The following is an 18,744-nucleotide window of genomic DNA, read 5'->3' as shown; positions in this document are numbered from 1 at the left end:
AGGCCCTGTGCGTCGCCATCGGGATGCGACGAAGCGCCGGAAACGGCGCCTGAAGTGCAAAAAACGGGTCGGAAACGAAAGATTCAGGCGGCGCTGCGCAGCACGGCCGGCTGGTCGGCATGCCGGTGCACCAGCTCGCCCAGCGTGGCGATGGCGGCCTGGGTGCGCGGCCCCCACGGATTGCCGCAGTTGAGGCGCAGATAGTTGCGGAACTTGCCGGTGGCGGAGAACAACTGCCCCGGCATCGACGCCACGCCGGCCGCCACGGCGTCGCCGTGCAGGGCCAGCGCGTCGACCTGCTCCGGCAGGCTGACCCAGACCACGAAGCCGCCCTGCGGCTCGGACACGGTGCACTGGTGGGGGAAAGTCTCGCAGATCGCGTCCGACATGCGGGCGATGCGCTGCGACAGCGCGCGCCGCATCTTGCGCACCTGGTTTTCATAGGCGCTGCCGGTCAGGAAGTCGGCCAGCACGGCCTGGAAGAAGTGGCTGGTGGCGCCGCTGGCGATCATCTTCTGCACCACGATATCCTGCGCATAGCGCCCCGCCACCACGTAGCCGACCCGCGAACCGGGGCTGATGGCCTTGGAAAACGAGGCGCACAGCATCACATGGCCGCTGGTGTCGTAGGCCTTGACCGGCCACGGCCGCTCCGGCGTGAAGCACAGGTCGCCGTAGACATCGTCCTCGATCAGCGGAATATCGTGCTGCGACAGCAGCTTGGCCAGCCGCTGCTTGTTCGCCTCCGGCATGATGCAGCCCAGCGGATTATTGGCGTTCGGAATCAGCAGCACCGCCTGCACCAGGCCGGCGTTCATCGCCAACTCCAGCGCGTCGATCGACGGGCCGGTCTTCGGATGGGTGGGGATCTCCAGCGCCTTCATGCCCAGCGACTCGATCAATTGCAGCAGCACGAAATAGGTCGCCGACTCGATCGCGATGGTGTCGCCGGCCTTGGCCACCGCGCGCAGGCACAGGCTGAGCGCCTCGGTGCAGGAACCGGTGACGACGATTTCGTTCAGGTCCAGATGGCCCCAGTCCAGCGCGCGGCGGGCGATCTGGCGGATGAACTCGGGATGGTTGGTGTCGTAGCAGCTGACCGTGCTCAACAGGCCCGGATCGCGCCGGGCCACGGCGGCCACGGTCTTCTGCATGCGCTTCATCGGCAGCAGTTCCTGCAGCGGCCATGCCGAGCCCATCTGCACCAGGCCGGGGTCTTCGTTGGCCCTCAGCACCCGCATCAGCAGGTTGTTGATGCCGACATAGGCCGGCTCCTGCAAATGCTCGGCGTCGGTCATCACCGCAGCTATGCGCGAGCGATGGCGCACGTAGTAGCCGGCCTGCGGCTTGGCGTCGACCAGGCCGCGGTCCTCCATCAGCCGCAGCGCCTGCATCACGGTGCTGACGGACAGGCGCTTCTGCTGCGCCAGGTGGCGGATCGAGGGCAGCCGGTCGCCCGGCGCGAACACGCGGCTGGCGATCAGCCCGCCCAGTTCGTTGGCCAGTTGTTCGTACAGTGTGAGTTGATGGGACATCCGGCTATTGTGGCCCCGCCCCGCCCGATGGCGACAGGTACAGCGAGCGCAAATTTCGACCATAACAGTTTAGTCCAAACGCCATTGTGATGGTCACAATTTCGATTTGTTGCATCTGTTATGGTCGTCCGCCGCTGCGTATTCTGGTTGTACAAACCACCACGGCAGGAGCCCCCATGAAACCGGAATTACTCGCACTGACGCAGGGACAAGCCGAATACAGCCTGTCCGAGAACCATCCCTTGCGCATCGCCGGCGCGGCCGGCCGCCACATCGAGTGCCTGGCCGGCACCGCCTGGATCACCGCCTACGGCGAGCATACCGACTTCATGCTGCGCCAGGGCCAGACCTTCGAAGTGCCGAACGACGGCCTGACGCTGATCGATGCGGTCGGCCCGCGCGCGGTGCGGGTGCGCCTGCCGGCCGACACCGAGGTACCGCACGGATGGGCGGCGTTCCAGGCCCGGTTCGCCTCGGCGCTGCATGGCTGGGGATTGTAGGATTTCACCTACGCAACTAATCGTGCGCCACGCTATCCCCGGACTATGTACGATGTATCAACAGTACAAACACCGAGGAGAATAATTTGAACCAGCCATTCCTGAAAATAGCCGCCGCCGGCGCCGTCATGATGATCGCCGCCGGTTGCTCGACCATGGGCGGCCCGTCCAAGGACGAAGCACCGCCGCCGGCCAACCCGGCCTTCGCCGGCGAGATGGCCAAATTCAACGCCCAGTTCCCGAACGATAAGGCGACCAAGTACGAGGAAGTGTCGATCAACTTCAACAACTCGAACAAGCTCGACGAGCGCGGCAACTGCCACGACAAATCCAAGTATCCGGTGGTGATCGTGCTGACGCTGGACGCCGCGGGCAAGGTCATCCGCAGCACCACGGACGTGGAGAACAGCAAGGCCGAATGCTTCCGTCAGGCCTACGCCTCGGCCCAACTGCCGGCGCCGCCGTTCGCGCCCTATCTGAAGCCGATCAAGCTGCGTTAATGAATCAGGCCGCCGCGTCCTGCTCGGCGGCCTCGTCGTTGTCGGCCGGCTTTTCCAGCCAGCCCAGCACCACTTCATTGAAGCGCTCGGGCTGGCGCAGCATCGGCCAGTGGTCGGTGTTGAAGCCCACCACCTTGCAGCCCTCTTTCGCCTCCAGCTTGTCGGCCCAGGCGTCGGAATGGAACATGAAGGGCTTGCGGGCGCCGTAGATGAACAGCATCGGCACCTGCGGCACGAAACGCACCATATTGCGGTAGGAGCCGGCCTCGCCGGCCGCCATGATGTAGTACGGGAAATTCATCTTGACGCTGATGTATTCGCGCGGCGACGGCACGCGCAGCACCTTCGCCATATAGCGCGTCATCATATTGCCGATCGGCCCGCCGATCGCCCAGGCCAGCGCCAGCGTGCCCTGGTAGCCTTTGACCATCATTTTCTGCGACATCGTGCGCGCGTCCTGCACCGCCTTCGACTGCGCGTCGCCGATGTCGACGCCGATGATGGCCGACACCGCCTGCTTGTTGCGCATGTAGTATTCGTAGCCGAACATGCAACCCCAGTCGTGCAGCATCAGGATCACCTTCTGCTTCTGGTTCACGCTGTTGACGATGTAGGAAATCAGGCGGATGGTGGCGTCGAGCGAGTAGGCGCGGCGCGGCTTGCTGATGTCGAAGCCCGGCAAGGTGAAGCGCACGCAACGGTAGCGATGCTTGAGCTCTTCAACCTGGGCATCCCACACGCGGTAGGTATCCGGCCAGCCGTGTATCATCACGATGGTCTCGGTACCCTCGCCTTCGATATAGACTTCGATGCCGTCAACCTTGGTCACCTGCTGCATGCTGCTCCTCGTTCGCCGCTTCCACAATCCGTCATCTTACAACATTTGGGCACGGCCGAAATCATCGGCCGGGTAGCCGCGCCCGCAAAACGCGCTCGGCGCCGACCTGGTTCACGGCGAAACCATTGCGCCCGGCAGCCTTGACGCCATACAGGGCCTGGTCCGCCGCGCGCATGACCTCGTCGACCGTCACCGTCGGGCAGGTCGTCAGCGCTATGCCGATGCTGGCCGTGACCCGGCGTTGCGCCGCGCCGCACGGGAAGGGTTCATGCATGGCCTCCACGATCTTCCGTCCCAGCAGATCGATTTCGGTATTCGAGGCCAGCTGCTCGAACACGATCACGAATTCATCGCCGGCCAGGCGCGCCACCGTATCCGTGGTGCGCACCGAGGCTGTCAGTCGGCGGGCGAACTCCACCAGCACCTGGTCGCCGGCGGCGTGGCCCAGCGTATCGTTGATGTCCTTGAAGTGGTCGATATCCAGGAAGGCCAGCCCCACCTGCTGGCCGGCGCGCGCGGCCCGCGCCAACGCCTTGGGCAGGAAATCGTCGAACATGCGGCGGTTGCCGATGCCGGTCAGGACATCGGTGGTGGCCAGGCGGTGCAGCTCCAGCTCGGCGCGCGCGCGGCTTTGAGACAGCGCATAAAACGCCCGGCTGAGGTGGCCGAACTCGTCGCCCCGGTCGACATCGAACACTTCGATACTGGCCTTGCCGGCGCTGATGTCCTCCACATGCCGTTGCAGCCGGCCCAGCGGCAACAGCAGTTTCTTGGTGATCGCCCAGCCGAACAGGCCGGCCAGGCCGGTCAGCAGCGCTGCCCCGACAAAGGCGCGCAGCCGCACGCTGCGCATCGGCGCGAAGGCGCTCTCGAGCGGATAGGACAAGGCGATGGTCCACCCCACCTCGCGCAAGTGCTTGTGCACCAGCAGCACCGGCACGCCATCGTCGAGGATGCCTTCCTGCCAGCCTTCACCGCCCTGCAGGGCCGCCTCCATCACAGTGCCGACGCCATCGTCGCCTTTTTCCAGCAGCAGTTTTTTATTCGGGTGATGGACTATCACGCCATCGTCGGTGACGATGAACAGATAGCCTTCGGAGCTGGAGCGCAGCGAGTCGATCTGCGCGGAAAACGACGGTCGCAGCAACTCGATCGCGCCCAGCAGCACGCAGACGATCTTGCCGCTAGCGTCGCGTAGCGGCTGGGTCAGCACGAACACCGGCTTCCCGGAAAGCACGCTCTTGAAAGGCGCCGAGATCACGCCCTCCTTCACCCGCAAGGTCTCCTGGAAGTACTTGCGGTCGGAGATGTTGATGCGCTTGGCGTTGCGGTCGCGCAGGCTGGCGATCAGCTTGCCATTGGCGTCGAAGGCGGAGACGTTGAAAAACTCCTCGCGCAGCGTTTCGTGGGTTTCCAGCTCCTGCTGCACCTGGTCCAACGTCAATTCGTGCGCCTGGAACTGCTCGGCCAGCAAGCGCAGCAGCTGCCGTTTGTCCTGCAGATCGCTGTCGATCAAGGCGGCCGCGCTGGTCAGCAGCGACAGCTCCTGGCGCGCGATCACCTGCCGCAGTTCCGACTCGGCGATGAGCAAGGAAATGCCACCCGTGCCGATGCCCGCGACCAGCACCAGCGCGATCACGAGGGCGGTGATCTTGAACTTAAAACTGAGAAAGAAGCCAAATGCAGGCCGCATGGGAACTCCTGAAATGCAAGTCCGTCAGGACACTGCGGATCGAATGGACTAGCCATCGTTGTACGCGGGAGTTCGGCGGCACTATGTGTTACCAGGTTACCAGTATATTACGCCGGTTGAGAATCGCACCGGTTCCGTTGCCATGAAACAACGTACTTAAGGCAACATCATCCAGAACATGGCCAGCACCGCCAGCGTCATGGCCGCCGTCGCGCCCCAGCCCAGGATCCGCAGGCGGCGGCCGATCACGAAGCGGCCCATGACGGCGGCACGTCCGGCCATCAGCATCATCACCGCCATGATGGGCACCGAAATGACGCCGTTGATCACCGCGCTCCAGTACAAGGCCTTGATCGGATCGATGGAAGTAAAGCCCAGCAGGATGCCGACGATAGTGGAGAAGGCGATGATGCCGTAGAACTCCTTGGCCTGCGACGCGGTCTTCTCCAGCCCCTTCTGCCACTGGAAGGCGCCGGCCATCGCATACGCTGCCGAACCGGCCAGCACCGGCACCGCCAGCATGCCGGTGCCGATAATGCCGGCGCTGAACAGGATAAACGCGAACTCGCCCGCCAGCGGACGCAGGGCGGCGGCGGCCTGGGCCGAGGTGTCGATCGCGGTGATGCCGTGCAGATGCAGCGTCACCGCCGTGGTCAGCATGATGAAGAACGCCACCAGGTTGGAGAAGCCCATGCCGATCACGGTGTCGACCTTGATGCGCTGGAAACTGGCGCGCGCCTGCGTCGGTGCGTCGAGCAGCGCCTGCGACTGCGGATTGGCCTGCAACTCCTCCACTTCCTGCGAAGCCTGCCAGAAGAACAGGTAGGGGCTGATGGTGGTGCCGAACACCGCCACCATGGTGGTGATGTAGGCCGGCGACCACTCCAGGCGCGGCATCGTGGTGGCAGCCGCCACCTGCAGCCACGGCACGTGGACGGTGAACACCGTCGCCACATAGGCCAGCAAGGCCATGGTCAGCCACTTCAGGAAGCGCACATAGCGGCGGTAAGGTATCAGCACCTGCAACAGCAGCGAGACCAGGCCGAACAGCGCCGCATACCAGCGCGACGAGCCGCCGGCGATCAGCGTGACCGCCTCGCCCATGGCTGAGACATCGGCCGCGATGTTGACGGTATTGGCGACCAGCAGCAAGGCGACGATGGCGCGCACCAGCCAGGACGGAAAATGTTCGCGGATATTGCCGGCCAGGCCCTTGCCGCTGACGCGCCCGATCCGCGCGCTCACCACCTGGATGCCCACCATCAGCGGATAGGTGAACAAGATCGTCCACAGCATCTGGAAGCCGAACTGCGCGCCCGCTTGCGAATAGGTGGCGATGCCGCTCGGATCATCGTCGGCGGCGCCGGTGATCAGGCCGGGGCCGAGTTTCTTCAGCCAGGTGGCGGCGGAGTTCGCGGGCGCGGTAGCGGCGTGGTTGGCGTCGGGGAGCATCAGGGCTTGCCGGCATCCATGTCCAGCTGGCGCAGGAAGGCCATCTTGTCGGCTATCTTGCTTTCCAGGCCGCGCGGGACCGGCTGATACCAACCGGGTTCGCGCATGTCGTCCGGGAAGTAGGTTTCGCCGGCCGCGTAGGCGTGCGGCTCGTCGTGGGCGTAGCGGTATTCGTGGCCGTAGCCAAGTTCCTTCATCAGCTTGGTCGGTGCGTTACGCAGGTGGACCGGCACTTCGCGCGACTTGTCCTTCTTGACGAAGGCCATGGCTTGGTTGAAGGCGTTGTAGCCGGCGTTGCTCTTGGCGGCGATGGCCAGGTAGAGCACCGCCTGCCCCAGCGCCAGCTCGCCTTCCGGCGAACCGAGGCGTTCGAAGGTGGCGGCGGCGTCGTTGGCCATCTGCATCGCGCGCGGATCCGCCAGGCCGATGTCTTCCCACGCCATGCGGACGATGCGGCGCGACAGGTATTTGGCGTCGGCGCCGCCGTCCAGCATGCGGCACAGCCAGTACAACGCGGCGTCCGGATTCGAGCCGCGCACGGATTTGTGCAGCGCCGAGATCTGGTCGTAGAAATTGTCGCCGCCCTTGTCGAAGCGGCGCGCGTTCAGGGTCAGCGCGTTCTGGATGAACTCGGGCGTGATCTTGTTGGTCTTTGCGGCGTTGGCGGCCGTGCTGGTCTGCTCCAGCAGGTTCAGCAGGCGGCGGCCGTCGCCGTCGGCGTAGCCGATCAGCGTGTCGATCGCCGCTTCGTCGAACTCCAGGTGCGTCAGCACCTTGGCGCGGGCCTTGTCGACCAGCTGGCGCAGCTCGGCGTCGTCGAAGGAATGCAGCACGTAAACCTGCGAGCGCGACAACAGCGCCGAGTTGACTTCGAACGAAGGGTTCTCGGTGGTCGCGCCGATCAGCGTCACCAGGCCGGATTCGGCGTACGGCAGCAAGGCGTCCTGCTGCGACTTGTTGAAGCGGTGGATCTCGTCGACGAACAGGATCGTATGCTTGCCCATGTCCAGGTTGTGCTGGGCTTGCTCCATCGCGGCGCGGATATCCTTCACGCCGGAGAACACGGCCGACAAGGCGATGAACTCGCACTCGTAGGCGTTGGCGGTCAGCCGCGCCAGCGTGGTCTTGCCCACGCCCGGCGGGCCCCACAAGATCATCGAATGCGGCTGCCCCGACTCAAACGCCAGGCGCAGCGGCCTGCCCGGCCCCAGCAGGTGATGCTGGCCGATGACGTCGTCTAGCGTCTTGGGCCGCAGCGCTTCGGCCAGCGGCTGGCGCGGTTCGGTGGAAAATAAATCTGCCATGATCTTTAAAAGGAAAAACGCCGCAGCGTCGCAGCTGCGGCGTCGGCACCCGCGACAGCAGTGTCTTAGTTATTATTGAATACGTCGGCGCCCTTCGGCATGACGAACTTAAAACTCGTCGCAGTCAGCGCCGGATTTTTTTCGATCTTGCGGAACGACAGCACCGACGTCTGGCCAAACGAATCCTTCAGCTCCATCGCTTCCGGCAAGCCGTTGCGCAGGCCGATGGTGATTTGTTCGAAGCTGGTGTCCTTGGCTTTCGGCACGGCCTTCAGCCACTCCAGGCCTTCCTTGGTGCCGGCTTCCGACAGCGTGAAGTTCTTTTCCAGGTCGTTGCTGCCGAACAGGATGGCGGCCGGCGACGAGCCCAACGCATCGCCCAGCTTCTTCACGGTGACCTGGTTCAGGTCCTTGTCGAAGATGAACAGCTGGTCGCCGTCGGCTTGCAGCACCTGGTCGTAGGGCTTCACATAAGTCCAGATGAACTTGCCCGGACGGGCGAACACGAAGGTGCCGGTGGCGGTGTTGGATGCCTTGGGCACTTCGCCGTTGGTATTTTTGACCTGCTTCTGGGTGAACTCGCCCTTGGCGGCCTTGGTCGAGGCGACGAAGGATTTGAACTGTTCCAGCGCGCTGGCCTGGGCGAAGCCGGACAACAGCAGTCCGCACGCAACAACGGCCAGAGACTTCAGCACGTCATTCCCGCGCACGCGGGAATCCATAGTCAGCATGGATTCCCGCTTGCGCGGGAATGACGTGGCGGTGGTGAAAGTAATCATACGGTTTATCCTGTTTTATTCTGCACTGGCAGCCGGCACCAGAATGTCGCGGTTGCCGTTCGACTGCATGGCGGAGACCACTCCGCTATTTTCCATTTGTTCCAGCAAGCGCGCCGCACGGTTGTAGCCGATGCGCAGATGGCGCTGCACCAGCGAGATCGAGGCGCGGCGGTTCTTCAACACCACCTGCACCGCCTGGTCATACATCGGATCGGCCTCGCCGCCGCCCTCGCCCGCCACCGCATCACCGCCGCCGGCTTCGCCTTCCAGCGTGCCGCCTTCGAGGATGCCTTCAATATAATTCGGCTCGCCGGTGGTCTTCAAATGCTTGACCACGCGGTGCACCTCCTCATCCGACACAAACGCGCCGTGCACCCGCACTGGCAAGCCGGTACCCGGCGGCATGTACAACATGTCACCCATGCCGAGCAGCGCTTCCGCCCCCATCTGGTCCAGAATGGTGCGCGAGTCGATCTTCGACGATACCTGGAACGCGATACGGGTCGGGATATTGGCCTTGATCAGGCCGGTAATCACGTCTACAGATGGGCGCTGCGTCGCCAGAATCAAGTGCAGGCCGGCGGCACGGGCTTTTTGCGCGATACGGGCAATCAGCTCTTCCACCTTTTTGCCGACGACCATCATCAGGTCGGCCAGCTCGTCGATGATGATGACGATGGTCGGCAGTTTTTCCAGCGGCTCCGGCGAATCCGGCGTCAGGCTGAACGGATTCGGGATGTGTTCTTCCTTCTTCTTGGCTTCGGCGATCTTGGCGTTGTAGCCGGCCAGGTTACGCACGCCCAGCTTGGACATCAGCTTGTAGCGGCGCTCCATCTCGTTGACCGCCCAGTTCAACGCATGGCCCGCCTGGCGCATGTCGGTCACCACCGGCGCCAGCAGGTGCGGGATGCCTTCGTACACCGACATCTCCAGCATCTTCGGATCGATCAGGATCATGCGCACGTCGGCCGGGTCGGACTTGTACAGCAGCGACAGGATGGTGGCGTTGATACCCACCGATTTACCCGAGCCGGTGGTACCGGCGACCAGCAAGTGCGGCATCTTGGCCAGGTCGGCCACCACGGCCTTGCCGGCGATATCCTTGCCCAGCGCCACCGTCAGCGGCGAAGGATTGTCGTTGTAGACCTTGGAACCGACGATCTCGCTCAGGCGCACGATCTGGCGCTTCGGATTCGGCAATTCCAGCGCCATGTAATTCTTGCCCGGAATGGTCTCGACCACGCGGATCGAAGTCAGCGACAGCGAACGCGCCAAGTCGCGCGCCAGGCCGACGATCTGGCTGCCCTTGACGCCGGTGGCCGGCTCGATCTCGTAGCGCGTGACGACCGGCCCCGGATAGGCCGCCACCACCTTGGCTTCGACGCCGAAGTCGGACAGTTTCTTCTCGATCAGGCGGCTGGTGAATTCCAGCGTTTCGATCGACACGGTTTCCTGCACCTCGGCCGCCTCGTCCAGCAGGGACAGGGCCGGCAACCGGCTGTCTCCGCTCAGATCCTGGAACAGATTGGCCTGGCGCTCCTTCTCGACGCGCTCGGACTTGACCACGGCAACCACCTGCGGCTCGATCTTGACCGGCGCCGCCGCCACGGGATGCTTCTCGACGTGCTTGGCGCGCTCGATGACCACCACCTCTTCGCGCTTGACGGCGGCGACCTCGCCCTGGCGGCGGTCTTCGCGGTACTGGTAGCGCTGGATGAACCAGTCGATCATCATCTCGATGCCGCCGCCGATGCGCTCGGCCAAGGTCAGCCACGAGACGTGGAAGAACAGGCTCAGGCCCAGACCGAACAGCAGCAACAGCAACAAGGTCGCGCCGGTGAAGCCGAACGCCACATGGGTCGAATGGCCGATCAGTTGCCCCAGCACGCCGCCCGGCGCGCGCGGCAGTTGCACATGCAGCGAGTACATGCGCAGGTATTCCAGCCCGACGCTACCGATAAACAGCAGCACGAAGCCTATCCCGCGTATCAACGGTTCCTGCGCGTGTTCCGGATCAGGTTCCTTGGACAGCACGTATTTCTGCGTCAGCCGGCGATAACCCAGCCAGACGATGCGCAGCAGGCAAAACGCCCACCACCAGGCCGAAAAGCCGAAGATATACAACAGCAGGTCGGACAGCCAGGCGCCAGCGCGCCCGCCGAGATTGTGCACTTTAGGCACCAGCGTTTCATGGGACCAGCCGGGGTCCATCTTGTCGTAGCTGATGAGGATCAGCACGAAATACAGGCCGAGCACGGCGAGCGCCAGCCAGCGCGCCTCGGACAGCAGCCGCACCAGCCGATTCGGCAGGGGCTGGCGTTCGGTCGGGGTGCGGGTATAGGCGGAAGATCCGGCGGAAGAGGCTTTTGGCATGCGTTCCTGAACTTTTTTACTGCTCATAGGTATAAAGGTGTTGCAATCTTATCGGTCAGGAAATATTCGGATATGGGTATTCTAAGGCATATGGGCCCCAACCGGCCCGACGATTCATCCTGATGCGCTGCTTGCACTATAATCTTGTATTGCCTTTGTGAATGCAATAGCGTCCGCCATGCTGCCGCCCTTGCCGTCACTATAAATGCCCCCAAATTCGGATTAATCCAACATATTAAGAAGCCTTCCATGACCACACCTAAACACGCCCGTGTATTGATCCTTGGCTCCGGCCCAGCCGGCTACAGCGCCGCCATCTACGCCGCGCGCGCCAACCTGAAGCCGATGCTGGTCACCGGCGTCGAGCAAGGCGGCCAGCTGATGACCACCACCGACGTGGAAAACTGGCCGGCGGACCCGATGGGCGTGCAAGGCCCGGACCTGATGCAACGCTTCCTGCAGCACGCGGAACGTTTCAATACTGACATCGTGTTCGATCATATCCACACCGTCAAGCTGCAAGAAAAACCGATCCGCCTGATCGGCGACAGCCACGAGTACACCTGCGACACGCTGATCATCTCGACCGGCGCCTCGGCACAGTACCTGGGCCTGCCGTCGGAACAGGCGTTCATGGGCAAAGGCGTGTCCGCCTGCGCCACCTGCGACGGCTTCTTCTACCGTGGCCAGGAAGTGGCCGTGGTCGGCGGCGGCAACACCGCCGTCGAGGAAGCGCTGTACCTGTCCAACATCGCCACCAAAGTGACGCTGATCCACCGCCGCGACAAGTTCCGCGCCGAAGCCATCCTGATCGACCGCCTGAACGCCAAGGTCGCCGAAGGCAAGATCGTCATCAAGTACAACCACACGCTGCAAGAAGTGCTGGGCGACGACAGCGGCGTCACCGGCATCAAGATCCAGTCGACCGACAACAGCGCCGTCACCGAGCTGACCGTGCACGGCCTGTTCATCGCCATCGGCCACAAGCCGAACACCGGCATCTTCGAAGGCCAGTTGGACATGCACAACGGTTACATCAAGACCAAGACCGGCACCGAAGGCATGGCGACCGCGACCAGCGTACCGGGCGTGTTCGCCGCCGGCGACGTGCAGGATCACATCTACCGCCAGGCCATCACCAGCGCCGGCACCGGCTGCATGGCCGCGCTGGACGCCCAGCGCTACCTCGAAGGCCAGGAGTAATAGCGTGGGACTGAAAGACTTCGCCGACCTGAAATCGCTGGCCAAGCAGCTCAAGGAGCAGGCCGACACGCGCGCCGCCGCCGAGGCGGAACGCGTCAAGCGGGAAAAGGTGCAAGCAGTGGAAGCGAATATCTTCCAGTCCAGCCTGGGCGGCGTCAAGCGCATGCCGGTGTCGGACCGTTATGTGCCGCAGATGCCGAAGACTGCGTCCGTAGCCGCCGTGCCGGCCCGCAAGCTGACGCAGGCCGAGGACGACGCGGCCGTGCTGCGCGAGTCGCTGTCCGACCTGTTTGAAGTCGATCATTACCTGGAAGAAGATCCGGCGCTGAACTACGCCGCTCCGGGCGTCGGCCCGGACGTGGTGAAGAAGATGCGCAAGGGCCACTGGCCGGTGCAGGACGAGCTGGACCTGCACGGCCTGCGCCGCGACGATGCGCGCGACGCCATCGGAGATTTCCTGCGCAAGTCGGCCATGCGCAATCACCGCTGCGTGTGCGTGATTCATGGCCGCGGCTTCGGCTCCAAGAGCCAGGAGCCGGTGCTCAAGTCCATGGTGCATAGCTGGCTGGTGCAGAAGGAAGAAGTCGTGGCCTTCTGCCAGGCCCGCCCGTCCGAAGGCGGCGAAGGCGCGTTGATCGTGCTGCTGCGCGCCGCGTTGCAAGTCCAGCGCTAAGGCGCAGCGGCTGCCCATTCACTGCGCAGCCAATCGAAGAAAGCCTGCACCGGCGGATGCCGCTCCCGGCCCGGCAGACACAACACCGTGTAAGTGCCGCCGGCGATCTGTATATCCGGCCGCGCGGCCTTCAACAGCCCTCTCTGCTCCGTATCGGCAACCAGGATGGAGCTGGCCATAACCAGGCCCTGCCCGGCGATCGCCGCCTGCAGCGCATACATTTCCTCCGCATATTCCCGCAGCGCCAGCCCCGGCAGCCAGCCCTTGTCGGCCGCGTCGCTCCACGCGCACCAGCTGTCGCGGTACAGCGTGGACTTGGCCCAATGGACAGATATCAGCGACGGCGCCGCAAGGTCCATCAACTCATCCACCCTGCCCGGCGCGCCGTAGACGCCGAACGACTCGACCATGCCGCCCGGGCTGTACAACTCCGGATACGGGCCGCCGCCGTAGCGGATCGCGACGTCGACGCTGGCGTCCTGCTGTAGGTCGATAGGCGCGGTCGACGTATCCAGCCGCAGATTGACGTCAGGATGAGCGGCGTAGAACCGGTCCAGACGGGGAATCAGCCACAGCGCGGCAAACGACGAGGCGGTGGTTACGGTCAGGCGGCCGGCCACCGGCATCGCGCGCAGGCTGTTGGTCACTTGCGCCAGGTCGGCCAGCGCCGAGTGCAGCGAATGGAACAGCGTCTCGCCCTTGGGCGTCAGCCGGACACCGCGCGGCAGGCGCTCGAACAGCGCCACGCCCAGCCATTCCTCCAGCGTCCGCACCTGGTGCGACACCGCGCCTGGCGTCACCGCCAGTTCGTCGGCCGCCAGCTTGAAACTCAGGTGGCGCGCCGACGATTCGAAAGTGCGCAGCGCGATAACCGGTAAAGCACGAAACATGGTGTGTCCTCGAGTGAATCCAATTCGTCTGGCATCAATTCAGCTGGTTTGTCGGGCGTGACAGCACGACCTATAGTCATTGCTCGACAACCCGCGAGCATACCGCATCCACACCATGACCACACTCCTACACCTCGACTCCAGCGCCCGCATGGGCAATTCCGCAGACCAGCCATTCGGCTCGCATACCCGGCGCCTGAGCTCGCGCTTCGTCGCCCTTTGGCGAGCCGCGCATCCCGACGACACCGTGATCTATCGCGACCTGGGCGCCCTTCCGCCGCAGCACGTGACCGGCGACTGGATCCATGCCGCGTTTACCAAGCCCGAGCAGCGCCTGCCGTGGATGCACGCGGTGCTGGAAGAAAGCGACCAGTTGATCGATGAACTGTGCGCGGCCGACCTGGTCGTCGCGGGCGTGCCGATGTATAACTTCAACGTGCCGGCGCAGTTCAAGGCCTATATCGACAACATCGTGCGCGTGGGGCGGACCTTCGGCTTCGACCGCAGCCGCGCCGGCGCGCCCTACTGGCCGCTGCTGGACCAGCATCGCAAATCGTTCGTCATCCTCAGCTCGCGCGGCGACTATGGCTACGGCCAGGACCAGCGCCTCGCCCACATGAACCATGTGGAACCGTCGATCACCACGGCGCTGGGCTATATCGGCATCACCGACGTGCATGGGGCGGCCATCGAGTACGACGAATTCGGCGACGAACGGCTGCAAGCGTCGATTGTGGCGGCAGAGTCACACGTCGAGCGGCTGGTGGCGCAGTTGAGCGCGCAACGGCGACAGACATCAGAATCATGACACGTGGTCGGTTTGTCATGTTAACCTATGGCATCATCACTTTGTCCATAAGCCTACATGAAGCACGTCCCTGTTCCGCACGTTTCCCTGATCACCGTCATCGAGATTGTCGCGATTCTGGTGGGCGCGTTTTCCGGCTTCGTTGAAGCGCGCCGCAAGCGCATGGACGTGGTGGGCGTGTTCACGGTGGCCTTCATCACCGCGTTCGGCGGCGGCACGTTGCGCGACATCCTGCTCGACCGAAGACCGCTGTTCTGGGTGCTGCACCAGGAATACGCGATCCTGATCTTCATCCTGGCGCTGGTGGCCGCGCCGCTGATGCGCACCCTGCGCCAGATTTTGTCCGAACGCCTGATCGTGGTGGCCGACGCCATCGGCCTCGGGCTGTTCGCCGTGGCAGGTGTCTCGCAGGCGCAGGCCGCGCACATGCCGCTGTTCATTGCCTCGATGATGGGCGTGATCACCGGCATCTTCGGCGGCGTGCTGCGCGACATCGTCTGCAACGAAGTGCCGATGGTCTTCCGCGACGGCAAACCCTACGCCATCTGCGCCTTCTTCGGCTGCTGGATGTATATCGGCCTGCAGTACACCGACGTCTCCGACGACTTCGCGCTATGGGCCAGCGCCGCCTGCATCACCGTGCTGCGGCTGGTGACGTGGAAGTTCGAGCTGCACCTCCACTACCACAAGAATTGATCACATTCGAAAGAGCAGGCACTCATGGGACTATTTTGCAAACCCGGCATTATCGCTGGGCTCCTGGTTGCCGGCCTTAGTCCCGTCTGCCACGCTCAGCAAACCTGGCGCGCGCTCGATCCTGAAAACTCGCTCGTCATCGATACTACCAAGGGTCGCCTGATCATCGAAATGCGGCCGGAAATGGCACCCAAATCCATCGAACGGGTGAAGATGCTGGCGCGCGAAAAAACCTATGACGGCTTGCAGTTCCATCGGGTTATCGGCGACTTCGTCGCACAGACCGGCAATCCAAACAACAAGGATGGCGGAAAGACGTCCTATCCGAACCTGGCGCCTGAGATGACCTTCAAGCATCAGCGCAAGGCCATCGAAGTCTGGGCCAGCAATGCCACCGATGCAGGCAGCGGTTTCCTGGGTAGCGTGCCCTTTCAGTCCATTCCGATTCTTGCGGACCAGCAAGCCCGGATTGCCTGGGGCGTCCATTGCGCCGGCGTCATGGGAATGGGGCGCGACGAGCCGCTGGATTCGGCGAACAGCGAGTTCTATTTCATGCTGGCGGCAAGTCGCCGCCTGGACCACACCTACTCCGTGATTGGGCGCGTGGTTGTCGGCATGGACGTGTTGCTGGCGCTGCAGCAGGGAGAGCCGCCCGCCAACCCGGACCTGATGCAATCGGTACGCTTGCTGGCGGATCTGCCGGCATCCCAACGGCCCAAGGTAAGCGTCATGACAGGCAAAGCCCTGAGCGCATTCATCGATAAGATCAGGCATCAGAAGAAAGCGGATTTCAGCGTCTGCGATGTGGTCGTACCGGTGAAGGTTGAACCATGAGCAGAAGCGCAGCCTGGCTGCTGACTGTGTCACTAATACAGACCTTGCCGGCCGCCATGGCGGCGCCCATCTCGATTGACGTTCGAGGCAGCCAAATTATCGGCCCCGACCAGCAAGATATCGGCGAAGCGGACTGGCTCGCGCGGCTGAACAACTGGAAGCGCGATCCCAACGGCAAGCACGAAGCCTGGCTGGTCGCCATGCGCAGCTGGCGCACTGGACAGCTGGCTAAGATCCAATACGACGACGCCCAGTATCGCCGCCCTGAGCTGCGCTGGACCCAGCGCAATTTCGTGCAGCCGCAGGCCATGGTGGAGGACCGCTATCTGTACGACCCGCTTACTAGACGCTACACCGTCGACCGCTACCTGAAAGACCTTGAGCAGCGCTACGGCGGCATCGACAGCGTCCTGCTCTGGCCGGTCTATCCCAACATCGGCATCGACAACCGCAACCAATGGGACATGGTGCGCGACCTGCCCGGCGGCATCGACGGCGTTCGGCAGCTGGTCAAGGACTTCCATGCACGCGGCGTCAAGGTCTTCTTCCCCACCATGCCGTGGGACACCGGCTCGCGCGACGTCGGCACGACCATGCATCAAGCCACCGCAGCGCTGATGGCGGAGATCGGCGCTGACGGCATCAACGGCGATACGATGGACGGCCTGCCGCTGGAGTACCGCACCGCCTCCGACGCCACCGGTCATCCGGTCGCGCTGGAACCAGAGCTCGCATTCAAGGATGACGGCATGCTGGCCTACAACCAGCAGAGCTGGGGCTACTGGCCGACGGCGCTGGTGCCCCTGGTCAGCAAATGGAAGTGGATGGAACCACGCCATATGGTGCATGTGTGCGACCGCTGGGCCACCGACCGCACCAATATTCTGCAGGATGCCTTTTTCAACGGCGTCGGCATCGAAAGCTGGGAGAACGTCTGGGGTTGGTGGAACCAGTTCACGCCGCGCGACGGCGAAGCGATGCGCCGGATCTCCACCATCTATCGGGCCTTCCCCGATCACCTCGTCAGCGCCGACTGGCGGCCGCATGTGCCGACGCTGCATTACGGCGTCTATGCCAGTGAGTTTCCGCTGCCTGGCAAGTCGCTGTGGACGATCATCAATCGCACCGACTGGAGCGTGAACGAGAGCATCATGCGCGTCCCGCACAAGCCGGGCCAACGCTACTTCGATGTGTGGAACGGCAAAGAAATCACGCCGCTGATCCGCGACGATCAAGCCGAACTGAGCGTGCAACTGGAAGCACACGGCTACGGCGCCGTGCTGCGCATCGACCGCGATGCCAGCATTGCCGACCTGGACATCACATTAAAGCGATTGGCGCGACAGGCCACCAAGCCATTACATTCCTACGCCAACGAGTGGCGGCCGCTGCAGCAGAAAATGACGCCGATCGCAGCCAGCACTCCCGCCCGCAGCACTCCCGATGGCATGGTCAAGATACCGGGAACCGTCTTTGACTTCCAAGTGCACGGCATTGAGATCGAAGGCGAAAACAAACCGGGACTGGATGTGCAATACCCATGGGAGCAGTCCGCCAGACGCGGCCACGTACATCGCCTGACGATCAAGTCGTTTTACATCGACAAATATCCGGTCACCAATGCGCAGTTCAAGAAATTCGTCAGCGCGGCGGCCTATCGGCCGAAGGATGACCACAACTTCCTCAAGCATTGGGTGAACGGCAGCCCTCGATCCGGCGATGAAAATCGGCCAGTGACCTGGGTTTCGCTGGAAGACGCGCGCGCATATTTGCTATGGGCCGGCAAGCGCTTGCCGAATGAATGGGAGTGGCAGTATGCTGCCCAGGGCAACGATGGCCGCCTCTACCCATGGGGAAATGAGTGGGATGCAGCGATGGTCCCGACACCGGCCAAGGGGCGCGACCTTCCGGCACCGGAACAGGTCGGCCAGCACCCGGGCGCGGCCAGCCCATTTGGCGTCGAGGACATGATCGGCGGCGTCTGGCAATGGACCAACGAGTTCGCCGATGAGCACACCCGCACAGCGATCCTGCGCGGCGGCAGTTACTACCAGCCACAAGATTCATACTGGTACTTCCCGCAAGCCTACAAGCTGAATGAACACGGGAAGTACTTGCTGATGGCCCCTTCCAAGGACCGCTCCGGCGGCCTGGGATTCCGGGGCGCAAAAGACACGACAACCGAATAATTTCACTTTTCGTATGGAACCCGCATGAGCACAATTAGTATTCGCCAGGCCGCACTCACTGATATTGACGCACTGTCCGTTTTATTCGATGGCTACCGCCAGTTCTATGGCCGCGAAAGCGACGTCGCGGCGGCAAAGCAATTCCTGATCGACCGATTCGGCAACGGCGAGTCGGTACTGTTTATCGCGCACGATGGATCCGAGCCCATCGGCTTTACGCAACTGTATCCGAGCTTCTCCAGCGTTTCGCTTGGTCGTATCTACGTCCTGAACGACTTGTTCGTCAATGAACTGGGCCGCCGCAAAGGAGTGGGTTCCAAACTACTGGCAGCAGCAGCCGATTTTGCGCGCGCGGTTGGCGCCATTCGTCTCGCCCTGTCCACCTCAAACACAAACACCGCTGCGCAAACGCTCTACGAAACCGAAGGCTGGGAGCGCGACGACGACTTCTTCTACACCTACACCACTAAAAAATAG

17 protein-coding genes are annotated in these 18,744 nt (G+C 63.1%); 9 read left to right on the top strand and 8 right to left on the bottom strand.

Annotated features, from left to right (window positions below; translation table 11 throughout):
* Positions 1–83: 83 nt before the first annotated feature.
* The gene (locus tag V6M89_RS16735; protein ID WP_332854225.1) at positions 84–1,535 is read right to left on the bottom strand and encodes an aminotransferase-like domain-containing protein; all 1,452 of its coding nucleotides are present in this window, start codon (positions 1,533–1,535) and stop codon (positions 84–86) included.
* Positions 1,536–1,711: 176 nt separating this feature from the next.
* Here V6M89_RS16735 and V6M89_RS16730 point away from each other — a divergent pair, with 176 nt between their 5' ends.
* Positions 1,712–2,035: a DUF2917 domain-containing protein gene (locus tag V6M89_RS16730; protein ID WP_332854224.1), complete on the top strand. Its 324-nt coding sequence runs from the start codon at positions 1,712–1,714 to the stop codon at positions 2,033–2,035.
* An 86-nt stretch (positions 2,036–2,121) separates the two neighbouring features.
* Positions 2,122–2,535 (top strand): hypothetical protein, encoded by a 414-nt coding sequence (locus V6M89_RS16725; protein ID WP_332854223.1) that lies wholly within the window; start codon positions 2,122–2,124, stop codon positions 2,533–2,535.
* Between the two features lie 4 nt (positions 2,536–2,539).
* On the opposite strand, the gene V6M89_RS16720 is transcribed toward V6M89_RS16725, so the two are convergent.
* From V6M89_RS16720 to V6M89_RS16695, 6 genes are all read right to left on the bottom strand, one after another.
* A complete protein-coding gene (locus V6M89_RS16720) occupies positions 2,540–3,373 on the bottom strand; it encodes an alpha/beta fold hydrolase (RefSeq protein ID WP_332854222.1) in 834 nt (277 codons plus the stop codon).
* A 61-nt stretch (positions 3,374–3,434) separates the two neighbouring features.
* Positions 3,435–5,066, bottom strand: a complete 1,632-nt coding sequence (locus tag V6M89_RS16715) for a diguanylate cyclase domain-containing protein (protein ID WP_332854221.1) — start codon at positions 5,064–5,066, stop codon at positions 3,435–3,437.
* Between the two features lie 156 nt (positions 5,067–5,222).
* Complete coding sequence (locus V6M89_RS16710; protein ID WP_332854220.1) at positions 5,223–6,518, bottom strand: NRAMP family divalent metal transporter; 1,296 nt, start codon at positions 6,516–6,518, stop codon at positions 5,223–5,225.
* Positions 6,518–7,822 (bottom strand): replication-associated recombination protein A, encoded by a 1,305-nt coding sequence (locus V6M89_RS16705; protein WP_332854219.1) that lies wholly within the window; start codon positions 7,820–7,822, stop codon positions 6,518–6,520. Before V6M89_RS16705 ends, V6M89_RS16710 begins: the two co-directional genes overlap by 1 nt.
* A gap of 65 nt (positions 7,823–7,887) precedes the next feature.
* Entirely contained in the window at positions 7,888–8,544 is a 657-nt protein-coding gene (lolA, locus tag V6M89_RS16700) for an outer membrane lipoprotein chaperone LolA (RefSeq protein ID WP_442881982.1), read from the bottom strand.
* Positions 8,545–8,616: 72 nt separating this feature from the next.
* Positions 8,617–10,974 (bottom strand): DNA translocase FtsK, encoded by a 2,358-nt coding sequence (locus tag V6M89_RS16695; protein ID WP_332854217.1) that lies wholly within the window; start codon positions 10,972–10,974, stop codon positions 8,617–8,619.
* A 249-nt stretch (positions 10,975–11,223) separates the two neighbouring features.
* Between V6M89_RS16695 and trxB the strand changes: the two genes are divergently transcribed.
* Both trxB and V6M89_RS16685 read left to right on the top strand, forming a co-directional pair.
* The gene (trxB, locus tag V6M89_RS16690; protein WP_332854216.1) at positions 11,224–12,177 is read left to right on the top strand and encodes a thioredoxin-disulfide reductase; all 954 of its coding nucleotides are present in this window, start codon (positions 11,224–11,226) and stop codon (positions 12,175–12,177) included.
* A 4-nt stretch (positions 12,178–12,181) separates the two neighbouring features.
* The gene (locus V6M89_RS16685; protein WP_332854215.1) at positions 12,182–12,850 is read left to right on the top strand and encodes a Smr/MutS family protein; all 669 of its coding nucleotides are present in this window, start codon (positions 12,182–12,184) and stop codon (positions 12,848–12,850) included.
* Here the strand turns inward: V6M89_RS16685 and V6M89_RS16680 are convergent.
* Positions 12,847–13,740, bottom strand: a complete 894-nt coding sequence (locus tag V6M89_RS16680; protein ID WP_332854214.1) for a LysR substrate-binding domain-containing protein — start codon at positions 13,738–13,740, stop codon at positions 12,847–12,849. The genes V6M89_RS16685 and V6M89_RS16680 overlap by 4 nt on opposite strands.
* Before the next feature lie 115 nt (positions 13,741–13,855).
* Between V6M89_RS16680 and V6M89_RS16675 the strand changes: the two genes are divergently transcribed.
* Genes V6M89_RS16675 through V6M89_RS16655 form a run of 5 tightly spaced genes read left to right on the top strand, consistent with a single transcriptional unit; the run spans position 13,856 to position 18,744 of the window.
* Positions 13,856–14,548 carry an FMN-dependent NADH-azoreductase gene (locus tag V6M89_RS16675; RefSeq protein ID WP_332854213.1) on the top strand — a complete coding sequence of 231 codons (693 nt, stop codon included), beginning with the start codon at positions 13,856–13,858 and terminating at the stop codon, positions 14,546–14,548.
* Between the two features lie 57 nt (positions 14,549–14,605).
* Positions 14,606–15,244, top strand: a complete 639-nt coding sequence (locus V6M89_RS16670; protein ID WP_332854212.1) for a trimeric intracellular cation channel family protein — start codon at positions 14,606–14,608, stop codon at positions 15,242–15,244.
* A 24-nt stretch (positions 15,245–15,268) separates the two neighbouring features.
* Entirely contained in the window at positions 15,269–16,078 is an 810-nt protein-coding gene (locus V6M89_RS16665) for a peptidylprolyl isomerase (protein ID WP_332854211.1), read from the top strand.
* Positions 16,075–18,267, top strand: a complete 2,193-nt coding sequence (locus V6M89_RS16660) for a formylglycine-generating enzyme family protein (RefSeq protein ID WP_332854210.1) — start codon at positions 16,075–16,077, stop codon at positions 18,265–18,267. The genes V6M89_RS16665 and V6M89_RS16660 overlap by 4 nt, the downstream gene beginning before the upstream one ends.
* Positions 18,268–18,291: 24 nt before the next feature.
* Positions 18,292–18,744, top strand: a complete 453-nt coding sequence (locus V6M89_RS16655; protein WP_332854209.1) for a GNAT family N-acetyltransferase — start codon at positions 18,292–18,294, stop codon at positions 18,742–18,744.

This window comes from Duganella sp. S19_KUP01_CR8 (assembly GCF_036688705.1).
Lineage (GTDB): Bacteria > Pseudomonadota > Gammaproteobacteria > Burkholderiales > Burkholderiaceae_D > Rugamonas.
Note: the sequence above shows the minus strand (reverse complement) of the source record. Positions and strands in the feature narration are given on the sequence as shown.